Genomic DNA, 25758 nt, shown 5'->3' with positions numbered 1-25758 from the left:
GCGCCGCGCGTACGAGGGGTGCCGGCGCCGCGCGTACGAGGGGTGCCGGCGCCGCGCGTACGCGGTGCACCGGCGTGCCGCGTACGAGGCGCGCCCGCGCCCGCGTTCAGCCGTACAGGCGGGCCGCCTTGAGGGCCATGTGGAGCAACAGCCGGTCCTCGCCCTCGTCCAGGTCCAGGCCGGTCAGCTGCTCCACCCGGGCGAGCCGGTAGTACAGGGTCTGGCGGTGGATGCCCAGGGCCGCCGCCGCACGGCCCGCCTGGCCCGCACAGTCCAGGAACAGCTCGGCGGTACGGGCGAGTTCCCGGTGCGCCGGCCCGAGCAGGACCCGGGTCGCCGGATCGCCCGCCGGGTCGGCGGCCGCCAGGGCCGCCAGCATCCGGTACGGGCCGATCGCCGACCACTGGGCCACCGGGCCGAACCGGGGCTGGGCCGCGGCCGCCTGCGCCGCCGCCGAAGCCTCCGACCAGGCGTCGGCCAGCGCCGCCAGTCCCCGGCGGGGCTCCGCGATCCCGGCGGCCGCCGAGCCGCCCGCCAGCAGCCGGGTCGCGACGCCGAGGGCGGGGGCGAGCACCTCCGCCGAGCGGAGCCTGACCAGGACGGCGAGTGCCTGGCCGGCCTTCCGCCCCGCCCGGACGGCCGATGGTCCGGAGGTTTCGGCTCCGGGGCCACCCGTCCCCGCCCCGGCCCCGCGGGCCTCACCGCCGTCCTCCCCGCGCCCCGGCCGGGGGACCGTGCACACCGCCGCCGTGCCCGGCACCGACGCCGGGGCCTCACCGGACCACGGCTCCACGCACACCACGGCGTGCAGCCCGTCCGCCCCCGGGCCCAGGGCCAGCCGGAGCGCGGCCACCGCCATGTCCTGCTGCCAGCCCCGTCCGGCCGTGAGCACCTCCCGGAACTCCCGGGACAGGTCGGCCCCCGCCTTCGCCTCCTCGGCGAGCAGGACCCCGATGCGCTCGGCCACCTCCATGGCCGCCGCCAGGGTGTCCGGCCCGGGGCCGGGCTCCTGGTCGAGGAGCCACACGTACCCCTGCACGATGCCGCGGTACCGCACCGGCAGGCAGATCCGTCCCCGGAAGACCCCCGCGTCCGGTGCGGCCGGGATCCGCACCGGCCCCGTCGCCCGCGCGATGCCGAAGGCCTCGAACCAGGCCCGTACGGCCGCCGTCGACTGGCGGGTCAGGATCGAGCGGGTGCGTACGGGATCCATCGCGAGATCGTCGTCGCTGTCGTGCGCGCCGAAGGCGATGAGGCGGAAATCCCGGTTCTCCAGCGTCGCCGGGGCGCCGAGGAGCGCCGAGATCTCATCCACCAGGTCCTGGTAATCGCCCTTCACCCGGACATTCTCCCACCGGAAAGCCGGTCTTCAGACAGATGTATGAGATCGGGGACACGGATGCGTGACAGCTGTCGATGGCAGAGGATCAAAGCGATCCTTAGGTTTCACGGTGGTTTTACTTGCGTTTTCTTTACGGCCCCGCCCACCCCCCGCGCGGACCGTATGCCTGCTTCTGCCACCTGTTGGAGGTGCCCCGTGCTGGGTCCCGCGATCCTCGCCGCTTCGCGCAGCGACAAGATGCGCCGAATCGTCTCTGCCGCCCCGGTGACCAAGCCCGTGGTGAACCGGTTCATCCCCGGCGAGACGGTCGACCAGGTCATCCCGATCGTCGTGGACCTCACGGAGAAGGGCCTGGAGCTCACGCTCGACGTGGTGGGCGAGGACATCACCACCGTGGAGCAGTCCTACGCCGCCCGTGACGCCTACCTCGACCTCATCGCGCACCTGGCGGACCTCGGCCTCGGCGAGAAGGCCGAGATGTCGGTCAAGCTGTCGATGTTCGGCCAGGCGCTGGAGGGCGGCCACGAGCTCGCGCTCGCCAACGTCCGCCCGGTCGTCGAGGCCGCCGCGGCCATCGGCACCACCGTCACGCTGGACGCCGAGGACCACACCACCCTCGACTCGATGTTCGCCATCCACGAGGAGCTGCGCCGGGACTTCCCGCAGACCGGCTGCGTGATCCAGGCGTACCTCTTCCGCACCGAGGCCGACGCCCGCCGCCTGGCCGCCGCCGGCAGCCGCGTCCGGATCGTGAAGGGCGCCTACAAGGAGCCCGCCGAGGTCGCGTACCAGGACAAGGCCGAGATCGACAAGGCGTACGTCCGCATCCTCAAGACGCTGATGGAGGGCGAGGGCTACCCGATGATCGGGTCGCACGACCCGCGCCTGATCGCCATCGCGCAGGAGCTCGCCCGCAAGGCCGGGCGCAAGCTGGACGAGTACGAGTTCCAGATGCTGTACGGCATCCGCAGCGAGGAGCACCTGCGGCTCGCCGCCGAGGGCCACCGCATGCGCGTCTACACCGCGTACGGGACGGACTGGTACGGCTACTTCATGCGGCGCCTCGCCGAGAAGCCGGCCAACCTCCTGTTCTTCCTCCGCTCGATGATCACCAAGAACTAGCCAAGAACCAGGTCAAGGAGTTACCAGCCCCATGGATGCTGTGACCCAGGTCCCCGTGCCGGTCAACGAGCCGGTCCACTCGTACGCCCCCGGAACCCCGGAGCGCGCGCGCCTCGAAACGCAGCTGAAGCAGCTGTCCGAGAACCCGATCGACCTGCCGATGACGATCAACGGCGTCAAGCGGATGGGCGGCGGCGAGCGCTTCGACGTCGTGCAGCCGCACGACCACAAGTCGGTCATCGGCACGTACGCGAACGCCACCGAGGCCGACGCCCAGGAGGCCGTCGACGCCGCCCTGGCCGCGGCCCCGGCCTGGCGCTCGATGTCCTTCGACGACCGCGCCGCGATCATCCTGCGCGCCGCCGAGCTGCTCTCCGGCCCGTGGCGCGAGAAGCTGGCCGCCTCCACCATGCTGGGCCAGTCGAAGACCGCGCAGCAGGCCGAGATCGACACCCCGTGCGAGCTCGTCGACTTCTGGCGCTTCAACGTCCACTTCGCCCGCCAGATCCTGGCCGAGCAGCCGGTCGCGAACTCCGCCGGCGTGTGGAACCGCAGCGACCACCGCCCGCTCGAGGGCTTCGTCTACGCGATCACGCCGTTCAACTTCACGGCCATCGCCGGCAACCTGCCGACCGCTCCCGCCCTGATGGGCAACGTGGTCGTGTGGAAGCCGTCCCCGACGCAGACGCACTCCGCGGTCCTCCTGATGGAGCTGCTGGAGGAGGCCGGCCTGCCGAAGGGCGTCATCAACCTGGTGACGGGCGACGGCATCGCCGTCTCCGAGGTGGCCCTGAACCACCCCGAGCTGGCCGGCATCCACTTCACCGGTTCGACCAAGACCTTCCAGTACCTGTGGAAGACGGTCGGCAACAACATCGAGAAGTACAAGTCCTACCCGCGCCTGGTCGGCGAGACCGGCGGCAAGGACTTCGTCGTGGCGCACCCCTCCGCGGACCGCGCCGTCCTGAAGACCGCCCTGACCCGCGGTTCCTTCGAGTTCCAGGGCCAGAAGTGCTCGGCGTCCTCGCGCGCCTACGTCCCGGCCTCGATCTGGAACGACGGCTTCAAGGAGGCCTTCGCGGCCGAGGTCGACGGCATCACCATGGGTGACGTCCGCGACCTGACCAACTTCATCGGCGCCGTCATCGACGAGCGGTCGTTCGCCAAGAACAAGGCCGCGATCGACCGTGCGATCGCCGACCCGACCTGCGAGATCATCGCCGGTGGCACGTACGACGACTCGGAGGGCTACTTCGTCCGCCCGACCGTCATCGCGTGCACCGACCCGGAGAACGAGGTCTTCACGACCGAGTACTTCGGCCCGATCCTGGCGATCCACGTCTACGAGGACGCCGAGTTCGACGCGATGCTGGCCCAGATGGAGTCGGTGTCGGCGTACGCGCTGACCGGCTCGATCATCGCCGGTGACCGCTACGCGGCGGCGGACGCGATGGAGAAGCTCCGCTTCGCGGCGGGCAACTTCTACATCAACGACAAGTCGACCGGTGCCGTGGTCGGCCAGCAGCCGTTCGGCGGCGGCCGTGCCTCGGGTACGAACGACAAGGCGGGCGCCGCGTCGAACCTGATGCGCTGGACCTCGACGCGCTCCATCAAGGAGACGCTGGTCGCGCCGACGGACTACGCGTACCCGCACATGGGCTGATCCGGCCCCCTGCTGAACCCCGCCCCCGTTCCGGTACCCCCAAGTCCGGATCGGGGGCGGTTCCAGTTCCCAGCCTCACACCGTGAGGACCACCTTCCCCAGGTTGCGCCGCTCCTCGATCAGCGCGTGGGCGCGGCCCGCCTCGGCCAGCGGGACCACCCCGTGGACGGCCGGGCGCAGCGCCCCGCGGGCGTACGCCTCCCACAGCTCCTGCCGCCAGGCCTCGTACTCCTCGGGCCGGCCCTGGGCGACCGCCCGGATCTGGAAGCCGATCATCGAGGCGCCGCGCACCAGCAGTTCGTACGCCTCCACCGAGCCGCCGCCCGAGCTGTACGCCACCAGCCGGCCGCCCGTGGCCAGCGCCCGCACGGCGGGGCCGAGCAGCTCGCCGCCGACCCCGTCGAGGACCACGTCGTACGGGTCGCCCCAGGCGGCGGGTTCGTCGTACAGCACGACCTCGTCGGCGCCGAGCCCGCGCACGAAGGCGGCCTTGTCCCGGCGTGAGACGGCGGCCACGACGCGACCTGCCCCGGCCGCCCTCGCGAGCTGGAGGGCGAGGCTCCCGACCCCGCTCGCGGCCGCCGTGACCAGCACGGACTCACCCGGCCGGATCCGCCCGGCCTCGACGGCGCCACGGGCGACGAGCCCGCTGCGCACCAGCGCGACGGCGTCGACGGCTCCGGCCGCAGCGGGCACGGGGGAGGCCATCGCGGTGTGGACCAGGGCGTACTCGGCGTAGCCGTGCCCGAAGACCAGGCCGGTGACCCGGTCGCCGACGGCGTACCCGGCCACGCCCTCGCCGAGCACGGCCACGGTCCCGGCGACCTCACCGCCCAGGGCTATGGGCTCGGCCGCCTCCCGCACCTTGCGGACGACGGGCAGGGTCACCCCGACGGCCTCGCACCGTACGAGCAGCTCACCGGGCCCGGGCACCGGCACGGGCACCTCCTCGGTGAACAGCACCTCGGGTCCGCCGGGTACCTCGTAGCGGACACGCAGCATGGAACCTCCTGTTTTCGATCTTCGGGAGATCCCACAGTAGACAGCCGGCGCGCCCCTGGACCTCGACCATGACCTGAGGCATTGCCCTTGACCAGGACGAAGGTGCCCGCCCGGCGGGGCGTTGGAGGATCCCGCCGGGCGGCTCGACTTCGACCGGCGTGACGGGGACGTGCTCTAGCTGCCGCTGATGCTGGGCGTGCCCGTCTCGATGTGGCCCGTGTAGCGGCGCGACCAGGTGCCGTCGTTGTCCGCGAGGATCGTGAAGTCGTACCAGCCGTCGTTGTACGCGACCGCGTTGAAGTAGTCCTCGCGCGAGGAGTTCGCCGCGACGGTGTACGTCCACGGGCCGTCCGAGCGGTAGGCGTTCGAGCGGATCGTGAAGGTGACCGGCGCGGCCGACGTGTTCGTCATCTTGAAGTAGAGCGCCGTCTTGCCCGTACCCGGCTCCACCGCGAAGCGGGCCGCCGCCTCGATCGCCTTGCCCGCCTTCGACGCGTCGCCGATGAACCGGCGCAGGAAGCGGTTGGGTCCGTACATCGAGATGTCGTACTTCCCGGAGCCGCTGCCGAGCCCGATGTTGAAGTAGTCCGTCGCCGTCGCGCCCGGGTCCACCGTGTACTGCCAGGCCGCCGTGTCCCGGTACTGGTGCGGGTGGATCGAGAAGTGTGCCGCCTGCTTCGCCTGCGCGCCCTGGTTGGTCATCGAGAACCAGGCCAGGATCTTGCCGGCCGCGCCGAACTCGAAGCGGTCCAGGTTGCCGTTCACCTGGTACGGAAGGGCTCGCGCGGGGCGGGTCCCGGCCTCCTGCGCCGGGAGCGCGTTGTCCTGCGGCGCAGGGTTGGGGAGCGGGCCGCAGGTCGACTGGCCGATGACCTTCGCGGTCGAGGGCAGCCCGGCCGGCACCCCGTACACCGGGCGCGCGAAGTCGAAGACGCCGGTCAGGTCGCCGGTCACCTTGCGGCGCCAGTCGCTGATGTTCGGACAGTTCGCCGGGGTGCCGAGGGCCGCCGTCCACTTCTCCATGAACCGGAGCACCGAGGTGTGGTCGAAGACCTCCGAGCTCACCCAGCCGCCGCGCGTCCACGGGGACATGACGATCATCGGCACGCGGAAGCCGAGGCCGATCGGGGTGCCGTCGATGTACTCGCCCGGGGTGCCGGGCGGGGCGACGGGCGGCGGGACGTGGTCGAAGAAGCCGTCGTTCTCGTCGTAGTTGAGGAAGAGGACGGTGGAGTCGAAGACCTCGGGGTTCGCGGCCAGCGCCCGGTAGACCAGGTCCACGAAGTGCGCGCCGTCGCCGGGCGGGGCGTACGGGTGCTCCGAGAAGGCCTCGCTCGCGACGACCCAGGAGACCTGCGGCAGGGTGCCCGCGACGACGTCCGCGCGGATGGCGGCCGCGATGTCGTCGGGGGTGGAGCCGGTGACCTTGGGGACGGAGCCCATGCCGCGGTCCCACAGCGGGTTGCCGGGCGCCGCGTCCGTGAACTTCTTGAAGTAGGCGAGCCCGTTGTCCCCGTAGTTGTCCTGGGCGTTCTGGTAGACCTTCCAGCTCATGCCGGCCCGCTGGAGGGCCTCCGCGTACGTCTCCCAGGTCAGCCCGGACTCGTCGCCGCCGTCCTTGCTGCCCGCGTCGACCTTGCCGCTCCACAGGAAGGTGCGGTTCGGGCCGGTCGCGCTCAGCGTGGAGCAGAAGTAGGCGTCGCAGATCGTGTAGTTGTCGGCGAGCCCGTAATGGAAGGGTATGTCCCCGCGGTCGAGGTAGCCGAGCGTGCGGGTGTTGCCGACGCCGGTGACCCAGTTGTCCATCCGGCCCTTGTTCCAGGCGGCGTGCTGCGAGGTCCAGCTGTGAGGGAGGTCGCCGTTGCACTGGGCGAGGGTCTCGCCGTCGACGCCGCCGGCCGCGGGGGTGGAGCTGAGCTTCCACGGGTACTGGCGGCCGCCCCAGTTGGGCTGGTTGAACATGCCCCAGCCGCCCGGGATGTTGCCTGCGGCGCGGTCGCCGAAGCCGCGGACACCCTTCAGCCTGCCGAAGTAGTGGTCGAAGCTGCGGTTCTCCTGCATCAGGATCACCACGTGCTTCACGTCGGTGATCGTGCCGGTCGCGGCGGCAGCGGCCGCAGACGCCGGCCCGATCGCCGGCAGGGCGGCCCCGGCCATCAGCCCGGCGCCGATTCCCACGAAACCTCTGCGGCTGATCGGTGTCACTGGCTACTCGCCTCCAACTCAAGTGCCCCGCTGGCACATTGACGGAAAGAGTGGCGGGCGCCGGGCCAAAGGTCTACATCCGTGCGGTAAGAAGTCGGTGAACATCCGGTTGGCTGGATTCAGTCCCCGAGGCGGACCAGCATTTTGCCCAGGTTGTCGCCTCGCAGCATGCCCAGGAAGGCATCCACCGTGTGATCAATTCCCTGGACAACGGTGGTGTCCGTGCCGATCCGGCCGCTCTGCAGATGCGGGACCAGGAAGTCCTCCATCTCGTCCTGCAAATTGGTGTGATTGCGAACCAATACCCCTTCCAGGCGCAACGACTTGTGTACGACCTCGAAGAGGTTGCGCGGGGCGGCCGGCGAGCGGTCCCCGTTGTACATCGAGATCCCGCCGACCCAGGCGATCCGCCCGTACTCGCGCAGTACGTCGATCGCGCCGGCCAGGTGCTCCCCGCCCACGTTGTCCACGTACACGTCGATGCCGTCGGGCGCGGCCTGCGCGAGCTGCTCGCCGACCGGCCCGTCGTGGTAGTCGAACGCCGCGTCGAAGCCGAGCGTGCCGGTGAGGTGGCGGACCTTCGCCGCCGAGCCCGCGCTGCCGATGATCCGGCGGGCGCCCAGCAGCCGCGCGATGTGCCCGGTGGCGGTGCCGACCCCGCCCGCGGCGGCCGAGACGAAGAGGTCCTCGCCCTCGCGCAGCGCCGCGGTCCGGGTGAGGGCGGCGTACGCGGTCAGGCCGGTGCCGCCGAGGATGCTCAGGTACGCCTCCAGCGGGACGCCCTCGTGGCCGCGCAGCTTCCGGGTGCCGTTCGCGCCGAGCGTGACGAGGGCGTGCGTACGCCAGCCCTCGCGGTGGAAGACCAGGTCGCCCTCGCGCAGCCCCGGGTCGCGGGAGGCGAGCACCCGGCCCACCGCGCGGCCCTCCAGCGGGGTGTTCAGCTCGAAGCCGCCCTCGCCGCCGTCCATCAGCCCGCGGTGGTACGGGTCCACCGAGAGCAGGAGGTTCTGCACCAGGGCGGTGCCCGCGGCGGGGGAGGGGACCGGGCTCGCCACGTACGCGAAGTCGGTCGCGACGGGGAAGCCGTGGGGGCGGGCGGTCAGGTGGACGGCGTGAGCGGTGGGGTTCGTGGTCATGGCGAAGACGCTAGGAAGGAATCACCGGCCCGGGCAGGGGGTTTCGCTCATGGAAGCCGCACATCCATGAACACCGCTCATAGAACGAGGTGAGAGCCACTGTGGCCGAGCTCGCTCCGCACGAACTCCGGGTCCTGGTCGCCGTCGCCGAGACGGGAGGCTTCTCCGCCGCGGCCGCCCGGCTCGGCCTCACCCAGTCGGCCGTGTCGCACTCGGTGCGCGGCAGCGAGGCCAAGGTCGGCGCGGTCCTCTTCGAGCGCGGGCGCAGTGGAGCCTCGCCCACCCCGGCGGGGGAGCGGGCGGTCGGCCTCGCGCGCCGGATCCTGCGGCTGTACGAGGTCCTCGGCGCGGAGGCGCGCGGCGCCGGCGCCGCCGGCCGGACCGCGCCGGATCGGGACACGGTGGAGGGCGTACTGCGCATCGCGGCGTTCCGCAGCGCGGCCCTGCACCTGCTGCCCCCGGCCCTGGAGCGGCTCACGGCCCGCCACCCCGGCATCCGCCCCGAGGTCCGGGTGGTGCGCGAGCTCGGCGCCGGCACGGCCGGGGAGGTGGCCGCGGGCCGCGCGGACCTCGGCATCGCGACGCTGAACGCGACCGGGCCCGAGGCGCGGGACGGGGGAGGGGCCGGCCTGCTGACCGGGGTGCTCCGGGAGGAGGCGTACGCCCTGGTCCACCCGGCCGGACACCCGGACCCGAAGGCCCTGCCCCTGCTGGACTGGGACGAGAACTGCGGCTCGTACACCCGCGACTGGTGGCGGGCCCAGGACTGGATCCCGCGCGCCACCGTCAAAGCGGAGGACGACGGGATGGTGCTGACCATGGTCGGGCGCGGGCTCGGCATGGCGATCCTGCCCGAGCTGTCGCTCCGCGAGGCCACGAACGCCGTGGACATCACCGGACTGGGCCCTTCGGGGCCGGTGAGACGCGTGGGATACGTCACCACGACGGAATCCGCCGCCACTCTCGCCGTACGGGCTCTGATCAGGGAACTTCGCTCCGAGAAGGCGTGAATCGGAGGCCGGGGAAGCGGCCTTCCGAGGGGCTGTCCGTCTCAGATAGTAGGAAGCCCGACTAATTGCGGAGACATACAACGGGAGCTGCCCTAGCTTTGTAGAAGCCGAACGTCTCGCCGATCCGGCGAATGGCGGTCGAGAGCGCGCGCCCTTGGGCAGGCAACCCCTGCCGCGCATCGCTCCCCGCCTCTTCCGGCGCCTTGAAGGAACCCCTCATCCGTGGCCCCGCCACGCCGTGATCTCAAGGAGTCGATCACCATGACCGCATCCACCGCAGCCCGCCGCGTCCGCCACTCCTCCACGGCCGACGCCGACCGCAAGAACGCAGCGGCCGCCCTCCAGCGCGCCCTCGACCGCCGGGACAACGGCGGCTCGACCGGCCACTGAGCGATTCCCGGCGCCCCGGACCTCTTGCGCCCGAACCCTTGGTCCACATGGTGGACGCAAGATGTCTGAGGGCTGGGACAGGGAGTACGGTTCCGACATGTCGACCAGCATCAATCTCGCAGTGATCCCCGGTGATGGCATCGGCCAGGAAGTCGTGGCTCAGGGCCTCAAGGTCCTTACCGCGGTCCTGCCCCAGGATGTGAAGCTGGAGACCAAGGAGTACGACCTCGGCGCCCAGCGCTGGCACCGCACCGGTGAGACCCTCCCGGACGCGGAACTGGAGGCTCTCAAGCACCACGACGCGATCCTGCTGGGCGCCATCGGCGACCCGTCGGTGCCGTCCGGTGTGCTGGAGCGCGGCCTGCTGCTGAAGCTCCGCTTCGCCTTCGACCACTTCATCAACCTGCGCCCGTCGAAGCTCTTCCCCAACACGGCCACCCCGCTCGCCGGCCGTCCGGAGATCGACTTCGTCGTGGTCCGCGAGGGCACCGAGGGCCCGTACACCGGCAACGGCGGCAGCCTGCGCACCGGTACGCCCGCCGAGGTGGCCACCGAGGTCAGCATCAACACCGCGTACGGCGTGGAGCGCGTCGTGCGTGACGCGTACGAGCGGGCCAACGCCCGTCCCCGCAAGAAGCTGACGCTGGTCCACAAGAACAACGTCCTCGTGTACGCGGGCCACATGTGGAAGAACATCTTCGACAAGGTCGGCCAGGAGTACCCCGAGGTCACCACCGACTACCTGCACGTCGACGCCGCGACGATCTTCTTCGTCACGCAGCCCGAGCGCTTCGACGTCATCGTCACGGACAACCTCTTCGGTGACATCCTCACCGACCTGGCCGCCGCCGTGACCGGCGGAATCGGCCTCGCCGCCTCCGGGAACATCAACCCGACCGGCACCTTCCCGTCCATGTTCGAGCCGGTCCACGGCTCGGCCCCGGACATCGCCGGCACCGGCAAGGCCGACCCGACCGCGACGATCCTCTCGGTCGCCCTCCTGCTGCGCCACCTCGGCCACGAAGCCCAGGCCGCCCGCATCGAGGACGCCGTCTGCGCCGACCTCGCGGAGCGCGACGGGACCTTCCGCAGCACCGAGCAGATCGGCGACGCGCTCGCCGCCCGAGTAGCCGGCTGACCCGGCAGCTCCACCTCAGGAAGCCGCCGGGTCGCGCGTACGCACGCACCCGGCGGCTTTTCCTGTGCGGCCCCGGGTGCCACCATCTCCCCTGGGCCGCATTCACTCCGCTTCACCCCGCTTCTCCGAAGGCACCTCGCGCGCGATAATCGAACGCGAGACCGCGGAATGCGGGGAAGCTCGGACGTCCTGGTACGCCGTGAGCGCGGTCCGCCCTACGAAACCGGTGAAGGACAAGCACTCATGACGACGCCCACGATCGAGCTCAAGCCCTCCTCGAACCCGCTGTCCGATGCGGAGCGCGAGGCGATCCTGGCCAGCCCCGGCTTCGGCCGCCACTTCACCGACCACATGGTGACGATCAAGTGGACCGAAGGCCGCGGCTGGCACGATGCCGAGCTGGTCCCGTACGCGCCGCTGTCGATCGACCCGGCGAACATGACCCTGCACTACGCGCAGACGATCTTCGAGGGCCTCAAGGCCTACCGCCAGCCCGACGGCACCGTCGCCACGTTCCGCCCGCTGGCCAACGCCGAGCGTTTCCAGGCCTCCGCCCGCCGCATGGCGATGCCGGAGCTGCCGGCCGACCTCTTCATCGAGGCCTGCGACGCGCTCATCAAGCAGGACAGCGCCTGGGTGCCCTCCTCCGGCGAGGCCTCCCTGTACCTGCGGCCGTTCATGTTCGCCTCCGAGGTCGGCCTCGGCGTCCGCCCGGCCAACGAGTTCCTCTTCATGGTCATCGCCTCGCCCGCCGGCGCGTACTTCCCCGGCGGCGTCAAGCCCGTCTCCGTCTGGCTCTCCGAGGAGTACGTCCGCGCCGTCAAGGGCGGTACGGGCGCGGCCAAGACCGGCGGCAACTACGCGGCCTCCCTCGTCGCCCAGGCCCAGGCCGCCGAGCACGGCTGCGACCAGGTGGTCTGGCTCGACGCCGTCGAGCACCGCTGGATCGAGGAGATGGGGGGCATGAACCTGTACTTCGTGTACGGCGACCGGATCGTCACCCCCGAGCTGACCGGCTCGCTCCTGCCGGGCATCACCCGCGACTCCCTCCTCACCATCGCCCGCGACCTCGGCTACACCGCCGAGGAGGGACGTATCTCCACCGAGGACTGGAAGCGCGACAACGAGAACGGCACCCTGACCGAGGTGTTCGCCTGCGGCACCGCCGCCGTCATCACCCCGGTCGGCTCGGTCAAGTCCGAGCGCGCCGACTGGACCCAGGGCACCGGCGAGCCCGGCGAGGTCACCATGAAGCTCCGCAAGGCGCTGCTGGAGCTCCAGACCGGCCGCACCGCCGACACCCACGGCTGGATGCACCCGCTCGGCTAGTCCGCGGCGCCGCACGTCACGACGAGGTCCCGGCCGGGAGGCCGGGGCCTCTTCGTGTGTCCGGGACCCGGTCCGCCGGGCCGTGGGGGCGGGCCGGCGCACCCGTTCGTGCCACCCGTACGGGGGTACGCCGGGAAGTGTTCCGCGCCGTCGCCCGCCACCGGCGCGGCGGCCCTCCCGAGGCGGGGCCCGCATGCCTCGCGGCCCCGCGCGCCGCCCGGTGCCGGCGCGCGGGTCCGGTCCGTACGGAGATGCGGTGGGCGTACCGGCATGCGACGTTGATCGCGCCTGCCGATGCGGCGCCGGACACCGGCTCCGAGCGGCACGGCGCGCCCCCACCGGGGTGAATCTCACGTGCGCCGGCCGTCGAAGCCGGCGGGAAGGCGGATCCCCATGAAGCGGTTCGTTGCCTCCGGCCTGCTCTGCGCGGCCGCGGTACTCGGCGCCTCGGCATGCTCCAGCGACGACAACGCGACGCCGGAGGAGGCAGCCTCGTCGGCCAGCGCCGCGCTGTGCACCAACCTGGTCCAGCTGAAGTCGGACAACGCCGCGCTCAAGGCGCTGAACCCGGCCACGGCCACCAAGGACCAGCTGAAATCGGCGTACGACGCGGTCCAGACCGACTGGAAGAACGTCAAGGAGAACTCCTCGGCACTGAAGTCGGCCGAGAAGGACGCCGTGACGTCGGCCGCGGAGAACCTGAAGAAGGCCTACGAGGCCCTGCCGGGCGACACCACCGGCAAGGACGCGGTCACCCAGCTCCAGCCGCAGATCCAGGCGCTGGACACCGCGGCCACCCAGGCGACGACCGCCAACAACTGCCGTTAGCGGGCGGCGGCGACGCCACGCGGGCCCCGGGGGGACGTCCCCCCGGGGCCCGCGCCGTGCACCGCTCCCGGCGTCCGCCGTCAGTCGACGGCGACCGCCACCTTGCCCGCGGCCTCGCTCGCGCCGGCGGGTGCGGCCGTGCTCGCGGTCCGCAGTGTCAAGGCCGTGTAGACCAGGCCGCCGGCCAGGCCGGACAGGACGAAGGAGCAGTCCACCCCGCCGGTCAGGGCGAGCAGCGGGCCCTCGTAGAACGGGGTGGTCACGGCGAGCAGGCCGACTGCGGCGCCCACGGCCCAGGAGACGGTGGCGGCCACGTTCCAGCCGGCGCGGTACCAGTAGATCCCGCCCACCGAACGGCGGTTGAAGACCTGGAGCGCGTCGGCGTCGTACTGCCCGCGGCAGCGGACGTAGCCGATCAGGGTGATCACGGCCCAGGGGGTGCCGATCGCGGTCAGCAGCAGGACGAACGAGGTCATCGCGGACTGCACGTCCCACTCGAAGGAGCCGATGAAGACGAACGCGGTGGCCACGGCGGCGGCGACCAGCGTGGCCTTGGCGCGCGTGGCCCTGGGCACGATGGCGTCGAGGTCGAGGCCCATGGAGTAGAGCATCAGCCCGGCGTTGCCCACCGAGCCGGCCGCGGCGGCGGCGAGCAGCGGCAGCAGGTACCAGAACGGCGCGGCCTCGACGAGGGGCCCGGCGTAGTCGGTCCCGGCCTTGGCGGCGAGCGCGGTGTAGGTGCCGAACAGCTGCGGGATCAGCAGGCCGATCAGCAGGCCGAGGGCCGTGGACCAGAACACCTTGCGGGAGCCGTGCTTGCGGGGGGAGATGTAGCGGGTGTAGTCGCCGAGCAGGGTGATGAAGGCGACGGGCCCGCTGAGCCCGGCGGCGACGGCGGCGAGCAGCCAGGTCGGCCAGAAGGAGCCGAGCAGGTACGAGGTCTGCGGCGGGGCGGCGGTGGTGAAGTCGGGGGCGTAGGCGAAGAGGCCGACGGCGAGCAGGATCACCATGCCGATGGAGAGCACCTTGCTCATGCGCAGCAGAAGCCGGTAGCCGAAGACGGCCCCGACGACGGTACAGGCGGCCAGTACCCCGTACATGACGGCCCGCGAGACGCCGGTGTCCGGCAGCCCGGTGAGCCGGGAGAGGACGCCGACCATCACGTCGCCGCCGATCCACAGGGTGAGGGCGGTGTAGCCGAGCGAGAGCAGCAGGCCGACGACCGAGCCGACGAGCCGGCCGCGGACGCCGAACTGGGCGCCGCTGGAGGTGGAGAGGTTGGTCGCCGTGCGCAGGGACACCAGCGCCAGCGGCGCGGTGAAGGCGATGCCGACGAGCGTGCCGGTCACGATGGCGGTGACCGAGGGCCACAGACCCAGTCCGAAGGACGGGGGCAGCCAGCCGAACACGATCACGCCGAGGCAGAGATTGGAGCCGAGCAGGATCGAGATCAGGTCACGGGGACCGCTCGTCCGCTCCTCCTCGGGGATGGTGTCGACTCCGCGCTGTTCGATGGGCATGGGGGGACTCCCTTGGCAGGGCGGGGGGTGGTTCGCATGTGTTTGAGCGACACTCAATGTGACCTAACCCCTGGTCCCAGGTCAATGCTTCATTGCGGAGAAATGAAGAGTTAGAGTGATGCTCTAACCCATCGACTCAAAAGGTGGTGGATCGGCGTGCGGCTGACCCCTACGGAGCGCGACCGGCTGCTGCTGCGCAGCGCCGCGGAACTGGCCAGGGCCCGCAGGGGCCGCGGACTCAAGCTCAACGTCCCGGAGGCCACCGCGCTCATCGCGGACACGGTCTGCGAGGCCGCGCGCGACGGCAAGCGGCTCGCGGAGGCCGTCGAGGAGGCCCGCAGCGTGCTGGGCCCGGCCGATGTGCTGCCCGGCGTCGCCGACGTGGTCACCGAGGTGCACGTGGAGGCCGTCTTCGACGACGGCTCCCGCCTCGCGGTGGTCTCGGCCCCGATCCGGGGCGCGGTGCCGCTCGGCGAGGACGCCCCGGGAGCGGTCGTACCCGGCCCGGGCGCCCCCCAGCCGGAGCCGGCGCTGCACCTGCACGTGCGCAACACGGCCTCCGTGCCGGTGAGCGTCACCTCCCACTTCCATTTCTTCGAGGCCAACCCCCGCCTCGACTTCGACCGCGCCGCGGCCTACGGCATGCGGCTGTGCGTGCCCGCGGGCTCGTCCGTACGGTTCGACCCGCACGGCGAGGCCGAGGTCGGCCTCGTCCCCATCGGCGGCGCCCGCATCGCGATCGGCTTCGCCGGGCTGGTCGACGGCCCCCTGGACGCCCCGGGAGCCAAGGACGAGGCCCTGCGTCGCGCCGCGGCCTGCGGCTACCTGGGCGCCGAGGCGCACCAGGACACCGAGGAGGGGCATACGGCCGGGACCGACGCCCCCGACACCGACGGCCCGCGCGCGGGAGGAACCTCCGCATGAGCAAGAAGACTCCGCACAGCGACCACTGTGCGCCGGGCAGCCGGCACATCGACCCCCACGAGTACGCCTCCGTCTTCGGCCCCCGCGCCGGCGACCGGGTCCGGCTCGGCGACTCCGGGCTCACCGTCCGGGTCGAGTACGACGCCCAGAAGCCCGGCGACGAGTTCCTGGCCGGCTTCGGCAAGACCGCCCGCGACGGACTGCACCTGAAGGCCGCCGCCGTCCGCGAGACCTGCGACGTCGTGATCAGCAACGTCCTGGTCATCGACGCGGTCCTCGGCATCCGCAAGGTGTCCATCGGCATCCGCGAGGGCCGGATCCACGCGATCGGCCGGGCCGGCAACCCGGACACCCTCGACGGGGTGGACGTCGTGGTCGGCACCGGCACGTCGATCGTCTCCGGCGAGGGCCTGATCGCCACCGCCGGCGCCGTCGACACCCACGTGCACCTGCTGTCCCCGCGGGTCATGGAGGCCTCGCTCGCCGCGGGCGTCACCACGATCATCGGCCAGGAGTTCGGCCCGGTCTGGGGCGTCGGCGTCAACTCCCCCTGGGCGCTGAAGCACGCGTTCAACGCCTTCGACGCCTGGCCCGTCAACATCGGCTTCCTCGCCCGCGGCTCCTCCTCGGACGCCGCCCCGCTCGTCGAGGCCCTGGCCGAGGGCGGCGCCTCCGGCTTCAAGGTCCACGAGGACATGGGCGCGCACACCCGCGCCCTGGACACCGCGCTGCGCGTCGCCGAGGAGCACGACGTCCAGGTCGCCCTGCACAGCGACGGCCTCAACGAGTGCCTCTCCGTCGAGGACACCCTGCGCGTGCTGGACGGGCGCACCATCCACGCCTTCCACATCGAGGGCTGCGGCGGCGGACACGTCCCCAACGTGCTCAAGATGGCGGGAGTGCCGAACGTCATCGGCTCCTCCACCAACCCCACCCTGCCCTTCGGCCGGGACGCGGTCGCCGAGCACTACGGCATGATCGTCTCCGTCCACGACCTCAAGCCGGACCTCCCCGGCGACGCCGCCATGGCCCGCGACCGCATCCGCGCGGGCACCATGGGCGCCGAGGACGTGCTGCACGACCTGGGCGCGATCGGCATCACCTCCTCCGACGCCCAGGGCATGGGCCGCGCCGGCGAGACCATCCGCCGCACCTTCGCCATGGCCGCCAAGATGAAGGGCGAGCTCGGCCCGCTCGAAGGCGACGGCGAGGGCGACGACAACGCCCGCGTCCTGCGCTACATGGCCAAGCTGACCATCAACCCGGCCATCGCCCACGGCCTGGCCCACGAGATCGGGTCCATCGAGGTCGGCAAGCTCGCCGACATCGTGCTGTGGCGCCCCCAGTTCTTCGGCGCCAAGCCCCAGCTGGTCCTCAAATCCGGCTTCCCCGCGTACGGGGTCACCGGCGACCCCAACGCGGCCACCGACACCTGCGAACCGCTGGTCCTCGGCCCGCAGTTCGGCTCGTACGGCGCCACCGCCGCCGACATCTCCGTCGCCTTCGTCTCGGCCGCCGCGGCCGCCCTCGGCAGCGACGAGATGCCGACCCGCCGCCGCCGCGTCGCCGTCCGCGGCACCCGCGGCATCGGCCCCGGGAACCTCCTCCTCAACTCCCGGGTGGGCGCGGTCGATGTGGACGCGCGCAGCGGTCTCGTCACCCTCGACGGCGACCCGCTGCGTTCCGAAGCGGCCGACTCGGTCTCCCTCAACCGCCTGTACTTCTTGTAAAAAGGACCCCTGCCATGACTGCAAAGCCCACGGACCACGGCTTCCGGATGCCCGCCGAGTGGACGCCCCACGAGCGCACCTGGATGGCCTGGCCGAGCCCCAATCCCACCTTCACCAACGAGCAGGAGCTCGCCGAGGCCCGCGAGGCCTGGGGCGCCGTCGCCCGCGCGGTGCGCACGTACGAGCCCGTGACCCTGGTCGTCTCGCCCGGTGACGCCGAGAGCGCCCGCGCACTCGTCGGCGAGGACGTACAGCTGGTGGAGCGGGAGCTCGACGACGCCTGGATGCGCGACATCGGCCCGACCTTCGTCACCAACGAGGCCGGCGAGCTGGCCGCCGTGGACTGGACCTTCAACGGCTGGGGCGCCCAGGAGTGGGCCCGCTGGGAGCACGACTCCAAGATCGCCCGGCACGTCTCGGACCTCGCCGGCACCCGTACGTACAGCACCCGTCTGGTCAACGAGGGCGGTGCGATCCACGTCGACGGCGAGGGCACCGTGCTCCTCACCGACACCGTGCAGCTGGGCGCCGGGCGCAACCCCGAGTGGACCCGCCAGCAGGTCGAGGAGGAGATCCACGCCCACCTCGGCACCACCAAGGCGATCTGGCTGCCGTACGGCCTGGCCGGCGACTACGGCACCTACGGCACCCAGGGCCACGTGGACATCGTGGCCGCCTTCGCCCGCCCCGGCGTGGTGATGGTCCACACCCAGCCCGACCCGGCCCACCCGGACCACGAGCGCTGCAAGACCATCGCCGCCATCCTGCGCTCCTCCACGGACGCGCGGGGCCGGCGGCTGGAGGTCGTGGAGATCCCGGCGCCGACCGTGCTGGAGGAGGACGGGGAGTGGGTGGACTACTCCTACATCAACCACTACCTGTGCAACGGCGGCGTGGTGCTGTGCTCGTTCGACGACCCGCGCGACGAGGAGGCCGCCGAGATCTTCCGCGGCCTGTTCCCCGAGCGGACCGTGACGCTGGTTGACGCACGTACGATTTTCGCCGGGGGTGGCGGTATCCACTGCGTCACCCAGCAGCAGCCGCAGGTCTGACCTGCGGCGGATCGACGAAGGAGTGACCCATGGCGGCGGGTGGAGTGCGTGCGGTACGGAAGAACGCGCCGCCGCGCGAGGACGTACTCGTCGCCGCCATGGCCACGATCGCCGAGCGCGGCCTGGAGGGCCTGACCATGGCCGGGCTGGGCCGCCAGGTCGGCATGAGCAGCGGCCACCTCCTCTACTACTTCGGCAGCAAGGACGAGCTCCTGCTGCAGACCCTGGAGTGGAGCGAGGCGGCGCTGGGCGCCAAGCGCCGGGCCCTGCTGGCCCGCCGCGGCCCGGCGCGCGAGCGGCTCCAGGCGTACGTGGACCTGTACGTGCCCGAGGAGGCCCGGGATCCGCACTGGACGCTGTGGCTGGAGGTCTGGAACCGCTCGCAGAACGCCGGCCCGCAGGAGCGCGAACGCCAGGCCGCCATCGAGGGCGCCTGGCACCGCGACCTGGTGGCCCTGCTCGCCGAGGGCATCTCGCGCGGGGAGTTCCGGCCCGTGGACCCGGACCGCTTCGGCGCCCGGCTGCGGGCCCTGCTCGACGGGTTCAGCATCCAGGTCGCCGTCGGCCTGCCCGGCATAGGGCGGGCGGACATCCTGGCCCACGTCTCGGAATTCCTTGACGAGGCTCTCGTATCGTGAGACGCGCTGCTCTTGCGGTGAGACGGTGTGACACACTGCGGACGTGCCTGCTCAGCTCATGATTATGGACAGCAGCGCGCCGGTCCGCAGTGGCCGCTGAACCGTGGAAGAACTTCGCGGAAGCGGCCACAGTGCCCCAGACCCGCGCGCAGACCTCTCGCACCCGCGAGGGGTCTTTTCGTTTCCCGGCTCCATTCCTGCCGGGAGCGGGCCGCGCGCGATGATGGGGGCAGTGGAGGCGGCCCGCCCCGGGGCGGGCGTCCGGAACCACTCATCCGACAGGAGTCAGATCAGCATGACGACGACAGAGGCGACAGGGCCGGCGGCGCACCACCCCGCCGACGACACGGACAGCTTCCACGTCTTCGACACCACCCTGCGCGACGGCGCCCAGCGTGAGGGGATCAACCTCACCGTCGCCGACAAGCTGGCGATCGCCCGGCACCTGGACGACTTCGGAGTGGGCTTCATCGAGGGCGGCTGGCCGGGTGCCAACCCCCGCGACACCGAGTTCTTCGCCCGCGCCCGCGCCGAGATCGACTTCAAGCACGCGAAGCTGGTCGCCTTCGGCGCGACCCGCCGGGCGGGCGGATCGGCCGCCGAGGACCCGCAGGTACGGGCCCTGCTGGAGTCGGGCGCCCCGGTGGTCACCCTGGTCGCCAAGTCCCACGACCGGCACGTCGAGCTCGCCCTGCGCACCACGCTCGAAGAGAACCTGGAGATGGTCCGCGACACCGTCTCCCACCTGGTCGCCCAGGGCCGTCGCGTCTTCGTCGACTGCGAGCACTTCTTCGACGGGTACCGGGCCAACGCCGAGTACGCGAAGTCGGTCGTGCGCGCCGCCCACGAGGCCGGCGCCGACGTGGTCATCCTCTGCGACACCAACGGCGGCATGCTGCCGGCCCAGGTGACCGCGGTCGTCGCGACCGTGCTCGCCGACACCGGGGCCCGCCTGGGCATCCACGCCCAGGACGACACCGGCTGCGCCGTCGCCAACACCCTGGCCGCCGTCGACGCGGGCGCCACGCACGTCCAGTGCACCGCGAACGGCTACGGCGAGCGCGTCGGCAACGCCAACCTCTTCCCGGTCGTCGCCGCGCTGGAGATCAAGTACGGGCGGCGCGTCCTCCCGGAGGGCGCGCTCGCCGAGATGACCCGCATCTCGCACGCCATCGCCGAGGTCGTCAACCTGACGCCCTCCACCCACCAGCCGTACGTCGGCGTCTCGGCCTTCGCGCACAAGGCGGGCCTGCACGCCTCGGCCATCAAGGTCGACCCGGACCTCTACCAGCACATCGACCCCGAGCGGGTCGGCAACACCATGCGGATGCTGGTCTCCGACATGGCCGGCCGCGCCTCCATCGAGCTCAAGGGCAAGGAGCTCGGCGTCGACCTCGGCGGGGACCGCGCCCTGGTCTCCCGGGTCGTCGAGCGGGTCAAGGAGCGGGAGCTCTCGGGCTACACGTACGAGGCCGCCGACGCCTCCTTCGAGCTGCTGCTGCGCGCCGAGGTCGAGGGCCGCGCCCGCAAGTACTTCCGTACGGAGTCCTGGCGGGCCATCGTCGAGGACCGCCCCGACGGCACCCACGCCAACGAGGCCACGGTCAAGCTGTGGGCCAAGGGCGAGCGGATCGTCGCCACGGCGGAGGGCAACGGCCCGGTCAACGCCCTCGACCGGGCGCTGCGGGTGGCCCTGGAGCGGTTCTACCCCCAGCTGGCCAAGTTCGAGCTGGTCGACTACAAGGTCCGCATCCTGGAGGGCAAGCACGGCACGGAGTCCACGACCCGCGTCCTGATCGCCACGACGGACGGCATCCGCGAGTGGTCCACGGTGGGCGTCGCCCCGAACGTGATCGCCGCGTCCTGGCAGGCCCTGGAGGACGCCATCACGTACGGCCTCCTGCACGCGGGCGTCGAGCCCGCCGAGTAGTCCCGGCGCGGTTCGGCACTTGTCCGCGACGAGCTTGCGGAACTTCCGCGGGTTCATGGCCTTGTCGTCGCCCCACACCTCGCCGGGCTCCGGCCCGGCGAGGTCCTCGGCCGTGAAGTCGACGCTCCCCCGATCGTCGGCGTAGCCCGGGGCGTGGAAGCTCAGGCCGTACTCCCTGCCGGGCTCGAGGCGCGGTTCGTCCGGCGTACGGGTGCGGATCCCGCTTGGGGCCCGGGCGGGCTTATGTCCCACTCACACAGAAACTGGCCCGTTCGGGTAGTTTCGGGGGTATGAGGACCAGGCTGATGTCCGTGTATCCCGGCCGGCTGCTGGCCGCTGTGCTGCTGGCCCTGTTCGCGAGCGCCCTCGTGGTCGCCCCGCAGGCATCGGCGGCCACCGGGCCCGCTGCCGTGGCGGAGGCCCTCAAGCAGGGCCCGGTCTACGTGGACCCCCGCGCCGAGGCACAGCTGCCGAAGGCCCGGGCGGACGCGCTCGCGAAGAAGATCAAGGACGCCGGGAAGCCGGTGTTCGTCGCCGTGCTGCCGGCCGGCTCCGAGTTCCCCGCCGACAGCGTGCTGCGTACGGTCCGGGCCGAGACCGGCATCACCGGGCTCTATGCGATCCGGCTCGGCGACGGCTTCAACGCGGGCGCCGACCGGGCGGTCATGCCCCCCAATGCCGTCCGCAACCTGACGGACGCGGTGAAGGCCGGCGGGGCCGTGGACGCGGGCACCGAGATCAACAACTTCGTCGACCAGGCCCTGACGCAGGTCAGGGGCAAGGCTCCCGCCTCCTGGGGTGACACGGGGGCCGACGGCGGGACCCCGGTCGGCGGTCTGGTCGCGCTCGGCGCGGTGGCCGTGATCGGCGGCGGCGGTGCGTACGCGCTGGTGCGTCGCAACCGCAAGAAGAAGGAAGAGGCGGAGCGCGAGGCCATCGAGAAGCTGCGCGTGGTCGTGGACGAGGACATCACGGCCTTCGGCGAGGAGCTCGACCGGCTGGACTTCCACCCCGGTGAGCCCGGAGCGGACGACGCCATGCGGGCGGATTACGAACAGGGCCTCGACTCGTACGAGAAGGCCAAGGACATCATGGCCTCGGTCCAGCACCCCGACGAGGTCAAGGGAGTCACCCAGGCCCTGGAGGACGGCAGGTTCGCGCTGGCCAGCCTCGATGCCCGCCGTCAGGGCAGGCCGCTGCCCGAGCGCCGGTCCCCCTGCTTCTTCGACCCGCGGCACGGGCCGAGCACGCAGGACGCCCAGTGGTCGCCGGCCGGCGGGGCGGCGCGCACCGTCCCCGTGTGCGCGGCGGACGCCGTCCGGCTGGGCGAGGGCAAGGACCCGATGGTCCGTACGGTCGACACCGAGTACGGGCCGCGCCCGTACTACGACGCGGGCCCGGCGTACGGGCCCTGGGCGGGCGGATACTTCGGCGGCGGCATCCTGCCCGGTCTGCTCGTGGGCACGGTGCTCGGTTCGATGATGTCGAGCCCCGCCTACGCCTCCGACATGGGCGGCTACGACGGCGGGGACTACTCCGGCGCCGACTTCAACTCCTCCGACTTCGGGGGAGGGGACTTCGGCGGCGGCGGTGGATTCGACGGCGGCGGCGGGTTCGACGGTGGGGGCGGCTTCTAGCCACCGCCCCCGGGCCCCGGCGGCGTCAGGCGGTTCAGGCCTGCTTGATGGCCGAGATGTCGAAGGTCAGCTTCACCTTGTCGCTGACCATGACGCCGCCGGCCTCCAGCGCGGCGTTCCAGGTCAGGCCCCAGTCGGAGCGCAGGATCTCGGCGGAGCCCTCGAAGCCGACGCGCTCGTTGCCGTAGACGTCGGTGGCCGAGCCGTTGAACTCCAGGTCGATGGAGAGCGGGCGGGTGACGTCCTTGATCGTCAGCTCGCCGGTGATGCGGTACGCGTCGCCGCCGAGCTGGGCCGCCTGGGTGGAGCGGAAGGTCATCTCCGGGAAGGCCTCGGCGTCGAAGAAGTCGCCGCTGCGCAGGTGGCCGTCGCGGTCGGCGATGCCGGTGTCCACGGAGGCGATCTTCACCTCGATGGAGGCGGCGGAGCGGGCCGGGTCGCCGCCGTCGAGCCGCAGGGTGCCGGAGTAGTCGGTGAAGCTGCCGCGGACATTGGTCACCATCGCGTGGCGGACGGTGAAGCCGATGCTGCTGTGGGCGGCGTCGATGACGTAGTCGCCGGTGAGGGCGGCGAGGGCCGGGTCCACGTCGAGCGTGGCGACGGCGGCGGTGCCCTCCTGGACGTTCGCGGTCTGGCTGCGGCGGTTGAAGAGACCCATGATGTGCTCCTTGGTGCGGTCGTGCCCGATGTTGGTTGAACTTTCAACGAGAACGACGCTAGACCTATTCCGTTCAAATTTCAACATCTAGGGTCGGCGTGTCGACGTTTTGTCGACCCTCCACAAAGGAGAGGGGCCCCGCCTGGTGGTGTCCGCGCATCACATGGCGGTTCTGTCCGGGCCGGACAGCGGAACACTTCCGAGACTGTGTGGAATCAACGGAGGTTTTTCTTCGACCGCTTCGTAAGGTCGATACATGACCGTTGTGGACCAGACTCCGAGCGAGCCGACGGACGCCCGCGGGCGCGTGGCCGAGCTGCACTCCCTGCGCGAGCAGGCGCGGCGTGGACCCAGTGACCGGGCGACCGAGGCGCAGCACGCCAAGGGCAAGCTGACCGCGCGCGAGCGCATCGCGCTGCTGCTCGACGAGGGTTCCTTCAAGGAGGTCGAACAGCTGCGCCGCCACCGTGCGAGCGGCTTCGGCCTCGAAAGCAAGAAGCCGTACACCGACGGTGTCATCACCGGCTGGGGCACGGTCGAGGGCCGCACGGTCTTCGTCTACGCGCACGACTTCCGCATCTTCGGCGGCGCCCTGGGCGAGGCCCACGCCACGAAGATCCACAAGATCATGGACATGGCCATCGCGGCCGGTGCCCCGCTGGTCTCCCTGAACGACGGCGCCGGCGCCCGTATCCAGGAGGGCGTCTCCGCGCTCGCCGGCTACGGCGGCATCTTCCAGCGCAACACCAAGGCCTCGGGAGTCATCCCGCAGATCTCGGTCATGCTCGGCCCGTGCGCCGGTGGCGCCGCGTACTCCCCGGCCCTGACGGACTTCGTGTTCATGGTCCGCGAGACCTCGCAGATGTTCATCACCGGTCCCGACGTCGTCCGCGCCGTCACCGGCGAGGAGATCTCCCAGAACGGCCTCGGCGGCGCCGACGTGCACGCCGAGACCTCCGGCGTCGCGCACTTCGCGTACGACGACGAGGAGACCTGCATCTCCGAGGTGCGCTACCTCATCTCGATGCTGCCCTCCAACAACCGGGAGAACCCGCCGGTCCACGAGACCTCCGACCCCGCCGACCGGCGCTCGGACGTCCTGCTGGACCTGGTCCCCGCGGACGGCAACCGCCCGTACGACATGCACAAGGTGATCGAGGAGCTCGTCGACGAAGGCGACTTCCTGGAGATCCACGAGCGCTGGGCCCGCAACATCATCTGCGCCCTGGCCCGGCTCGACGGCCAGGTCGTCGGCATCGTCGCCAACCAGCCCGCCCACCTCGCCGGCGTCCTCGACATCGAGGCCTCCGAGAAGTCCGCGCGCTTCGTCCAGATGTGCGACGCCTTCAACATCCCGATCATCACCCTGCTGGACGTCCCCGGCTTCCTGCCGGGCGTCGACCAGGAGCACGGCGGCATCATCCGCCACGGCGCCAAGCTGCTGTACGCGTACTGCAACGCCACCGTCCCGCGGATCTCGCTGATCCTGCGCAAGGCCTACGGCGGCGCGTACATCGTCATGGACTCGCAGTCCATCGGCGCGGACATCACGTACGCCTGGCCGACGAACGAGATCGCGGTCATGGGCGCCGAGGGCGCCGCCAACGTCATCTTCCGCAAGCAGATCGCGGAGGCCGAGGACCCCGAGGCGATGCGCGCGCGCATGGTCAAGGAGTACAAGGCCGAGCTGATGCACCCGTACTACGCGGCCGAGCGCGGTCTCGTCGACGACGTCATCGACCCGGCGGAGACCCGCGAAACCCTGATCAGCGCCCTGGCGATGCTCCGCAGCAAGCACGCCGACCTGCCGTCCCGCAAGCACGGCAACCCGCCGCAGTAAAGCGAAGGAGACCTGCCACCCATGACCACCAAGTCCGCCGACACCCTGCTGCGCGTCGAAAAGGGCAACGCCGCCCCCGAGGAGCTGGCCGCGATCACCGCGATCCTGCTGGCCCGCGCCGCGTCCGCCCCCGAGGGCCGTCCGGTGCACCGCATCGGCTCCCAGGCCCGCTGGCGCCGCCTGGAGCGCACCCCCGGCTTCCGCGCCCCGCACAGCTGGCAGGGCTAGCCCCACGGCTCTTCCGGGACAGACCGAAAAGGCCCCCCGCACTCCTCGGAGTGCGGGGGGCCTTTCGCGTGGGCCGCGGTGCCTACCGCAGGCGGGCCATGAGGGCGTGCTCGACGAGCGTGATGAGCGCGCTCTTGGCGTCCGCGCGGTGGCGGGCGTCGGTGGTGATGATCGGGGCGTCCGGGCCGATCTGCAGGGCCTCGCGGACTTCCTCCGGCGTGTACGGCTGGTGGCCGTCGAAGCCGTTGAGGGCGATGACGAACGGCAGACCGCTGTTCTCGAAGTAGTCCACGGCCGGGAAGCAGTCCGCCAGGCGCCGCGTGTCGACGAGGACGACGGCACCGATGGCGCCGCGGACGAGGTCGTCCCACATGAACCAGAAGCGGTCCTGTCCGGGGGTGCCGAACAGGTACAGGATGAGGTCCTGGTCCAGGGT

22 protein-coding genes are annotated in these 25758 nt (G+C 71.6%); 15 read left to right on the top strand and 7 right to left on the bottom strand.

Annotation, left to right across the window (positions count from 1 at the left end):
- Positions 1 to 106: 106 nt before the first annotated feature.
- Complete coding sequence (locus IF02_RS0120840) at positions 107 to 1339, bottom strand: helix-turn-helix domain-containing protein (RefSeq protein WP_030159098.1); 1233 nt, start codon at positions 1337 to 1339, stop codon at positions 107 to 109.
- A gap of 198 nt (positions 1340 to 1537) precedes the next feature.
- On the opposite strand from IF02_RS0120840, the gene IF02_RS0120835 reads away from it, so the two are divergent.
- Positions 1538 to 2464 carry a proline dehydrogenase family protein gene (locus IF02_RS0120835; protein WP_030159096.1) on the top strand — a complete coding sequence of 309 codons (927 nt, stop codon included), beginning with the start codon at positions 1538 to 1540 and terminating at the stop codon, positions 2462 to 2464.
- A gap of 31 nt (positions 2465 to 2495) precedes the next feature.
- The gene (pruA, locus tag IF02_RS0120830; protein ID WP_030159094.1) at positions 2496 to 4127 is read left to right on the top strand and encodes an L-glutamate gamma-semialdehyde dehydrogenase; all 1632 of its coding nucleotides are present in this window, start codon (positions 2496 to 2498) and stop codon (positions 4125 to 4127) included.
- 75 nt (positions 4128 to 4202) lie between these two features.
- On the opposite strand, the gene IF02_RS0120825 is transcribed toward pruA, so the two are convergent.
- The 3 genes from IF02_RS0120825 to IF02_RS0120815 all read right to left on the bottom strand — a co-directional run bounded on the left by IF02_RS0120825 (position 4203) and on the right by IF02_RS0120815 (position 8470).
- Positions 4203 to 5129, bottom strand: coding sequence for a quinone oxidoreductase family protein (locus IF02_RS0120825; protein ID WP_030159092.1), 927 nt, complete (start codon positions 5127 to 5129; stop codon positions 4203 to 4205).
- A 174-nt stretch (positions 5130 to 5303) separates the two neighbouring features.
- The gene (locus IF02_RS0120820) at positions 5304 to 7334 is read right to left on the bottom strand and encodes a phosphocholine-specific phospholipase C (RefSeq protein WP_030159091.1); all 2031 of its coding nucleotides are present in this window, start codon (positions 7332 to 7334) and stop codon (positions 5304 to 5306) included.
- A 119-nt stretch (positions 7335 to 7453) separates the two neighbouring features.
- Positions 7454 to 8470 carry an NADP-dependent oxidoreductase gene (locus IF02_RS0120815; RefSeq protein WP_030159089.1) on the bottom strand — a complete coding sequence of 339 codons (1017 nt, stop codon included), beginning with the start codon at positions 8468 to 8470 and terminating at the stop codon, positions 7454 to 7456.
- Positions 8471 to 8571: 101 nt separating this feature from the next.
- On the opposite strand from IF02_RS0120815, the gene IF02_RS0120810 reads away from it, so the two are divergent.
- From IF02_RS0120810 to IF02_RS0120790, 5 genes are all read left to right on the top strand, one after another.
- Positions 8572 to 9480 carry a LysR family transcriptional regulator gene (locus tag IF02_RS0120810; protein WP_030159087.1) on the top strand — a complete coding sequence of 303 codons (909 nt, stop codon included), beginning with the start codon at positions 8572 to 8574 and terminating at the stop codon, positions 9478 to 9480.
- A gap of 261 nt (positions 9481 to 9741) precedes the next feature.
- Positions 9742 to 9870 (top strand): hypothetical protein, encoded by a 129-nt coding sequence (locus IF02_RS35945; protein WP_266625109.1) that lies wholly within the window; start codon positions 9742 to 9744, stop codon positions 9868 to 9870.
- Between the two features lie 97 nt (positions 9871 to 9967).
- Entirely contained in the window at positions 9968 to 11008 is a 1041-nt protein-coding gene (locus IF02_RS0120800) for a 3-isopropylmalate dehydrogenase (RefSeq protein ID WP_030159085.1), read from the top strand.
- 243 nt (positions 11009 to 11251) lie between these two features.
- Positions 11252 to 12337 (top strand): branched-chain amino acid aminotransferase, encoded by a 1086-nt coding sequence (locus IF02_RS0120795; protein WP_030159083.1) that lies wholly within the window; start codon positions 11252 to 11254, stop codon positions 12335 to 12337.
- A 393-nt stretch (positions 12338 to 12730) separates the two neighbouring features.
- Positions 12731 to 13165, top strand: a complete 435-nt coding sequence (locus IF02_RS0120790) for a hypothetical protein (protein ID WP_051696409.1) — start codon at positions 12731 to 12733, stop codon at positions 13163 to 13165.
- 80 nt (positions 13166 to 13245) lie between these two features.
- Here the strand turns inward: IF02_RS0120790 and IF02_RS0120785 are convergent, their stop codons facing one another.
- Complete coding sequence (locus tag IF02_RS0120785) at positions 13246 to 14685, bottom strand: cytosine permease (RefSeq protein WP_030159078.1); 1440 nt, start codon at positions 14683 to 14685, stop codon at positions 13246 to 13248.
- Between the two features lie 156 nt (positions 14686 to 14841).
- Between IF02_RS0120785 and ureA the strand changes: the two genes are divergently transcribed.
- From ureA to IF02_RS0120755, 6 genes are all read left to right on the top strand, one after another.
- The gene (ureA, locus tag IF02_RS0120780; protein WP_234318280.1) at positions 14842 to 15609 is read left to right on the top strand and encodes an urease subunit gamma; all 768 of its coding nucleotides are present in this window, start codon (positions 14842 to 14844) and stop codon (positions 15607 to 15609) included.
- Entirely contained in the window at positions 15606 to 17339 is a 1734-nt protein-coding gene (locus IF02_RS0120775) for an urease subunit alpha (protein WP_199809260.1), read from the top strand. Before ureA ends, IF02_RS0120775 begins: the two co-directional genes overlap by 4 nt.
- 14 nt (positions 17340 to 17353) lie before the next feature.
- Complete coding sequence (locus IF02_RS0120770) at positions 17354 to 18391, top strand: agmatine deiminase family protein (protein WP_037836784.1); 1038 nt, start codon at positions 17354 to 17356, stop codon at positions 18389 to 18391.
- A 29-nt stretch (positions 18392 to 18420) separates the two neighbouring features.
- Positions 18421 to 19029: a TetR/AcrR family transcriptional regulator gene (locus IF02_RS0120765; protein ID WP_030159070.1), complete on the top strand. Its 609-nt coding sequence runs from the start codon at positions 18421 to 18423 to the stop codon at positions 19027 to 19029.
- Between the two features lie 295 nt (positions 19030 to 19324).
- Positions 19325 to 20959 carry a citramalate synthase gene (cimA, locus tag IF02_RS0120760; protein ID WP_030159068.1) on the top strand — a complete coding sequence of 545 codons (1635 nt, stop codon included), beginning with the start codon at positions 19325 to 19327 and terminating at the stop codon, positions 20957 to 20959.
- A gap of 290 nt (positions 20960 to 21249) precedes the next feature.
- Positions 21250 to 22596, top strand: a complete 1347-nt coding sequence (locus tag IF02_RS0120755) for a hypothetical protein (RefSeq protein ID WP_030159066.1) — start codon at positions 21250 to 21252, stop codon at positions 22594 to 22596.
- A gap of 34 nt (positions 22597 to 22630) precedes the next feature.
- Here IF02_RS0120755 and IF02_RS0120750 read toward each other — a convergent pair whose 3' ends face one another.
- Positions 22631 to 23254 carry a YceI family protein gene (locus IF02_RS0120750; protein WP_030159064.1) on the bottom strand — a complete coding sequence of 208 codons (624 nt, stop codon included), beginning with the start codon at positions 23252 to 23254 and terminating at the stop codon, positions 22631 to 22633.
- Between the two features lie 256 nt (positions 23255 to 23510).
- Here IF02_RS0120750 and IF02_RS0120745 point away from each other — a divergent pair, with 256 nt between their 5' ends.
- Both IF02_RS0120745 and IF02_RS0120740 read left to right on the top strand, forming a co-directional pair.
- Entirely contained in the window at positions 23511 to 25094 is a 1584-nt protein-coding gene (locus IF02_RS0120745; protein WP_030159062.1) for an acyl-CoA carboxylase subunit beta, read from the top strand.
- 21 nt (positions 25095 to 25115) lie between these two features.
- Positions 25116 to 25322, top strand: coding sequence for an acyl-CoA carboxylase subunit epsilon (locus IF02_RS0120740; protein ID WP_030159060.1), 207 nt, complete (start codon positions 25116 to 25118; stop codon positions 25320 to 25322).
- An 82-nt stretch (positions 25323 to 25404) separates the two neighbouring features.
- Here IF02_RS0120740 and IF02_RS0120735 read toward each other — a convergent pair.
- Positions 25405 to 25758 (bottom strand): GTP-binding protein (locus IF02_RS0120735; protein ID WP_030159059.1); only part of this gene is annotated, 354 nt, incomplete at its 5' end.

The organism is Streptomyces sp. NRRL S-244, from assembly GCF_000717915.1.
Classification (GTDB): domain Bacteria; phylum Actinomycetota; class Actinomycetes; order Streptomycetales; family Streptomycetaceae; genus Streptomyces.
This window is presented reverse-complemented; position numbering and strand designations above follow the sequence as displayed.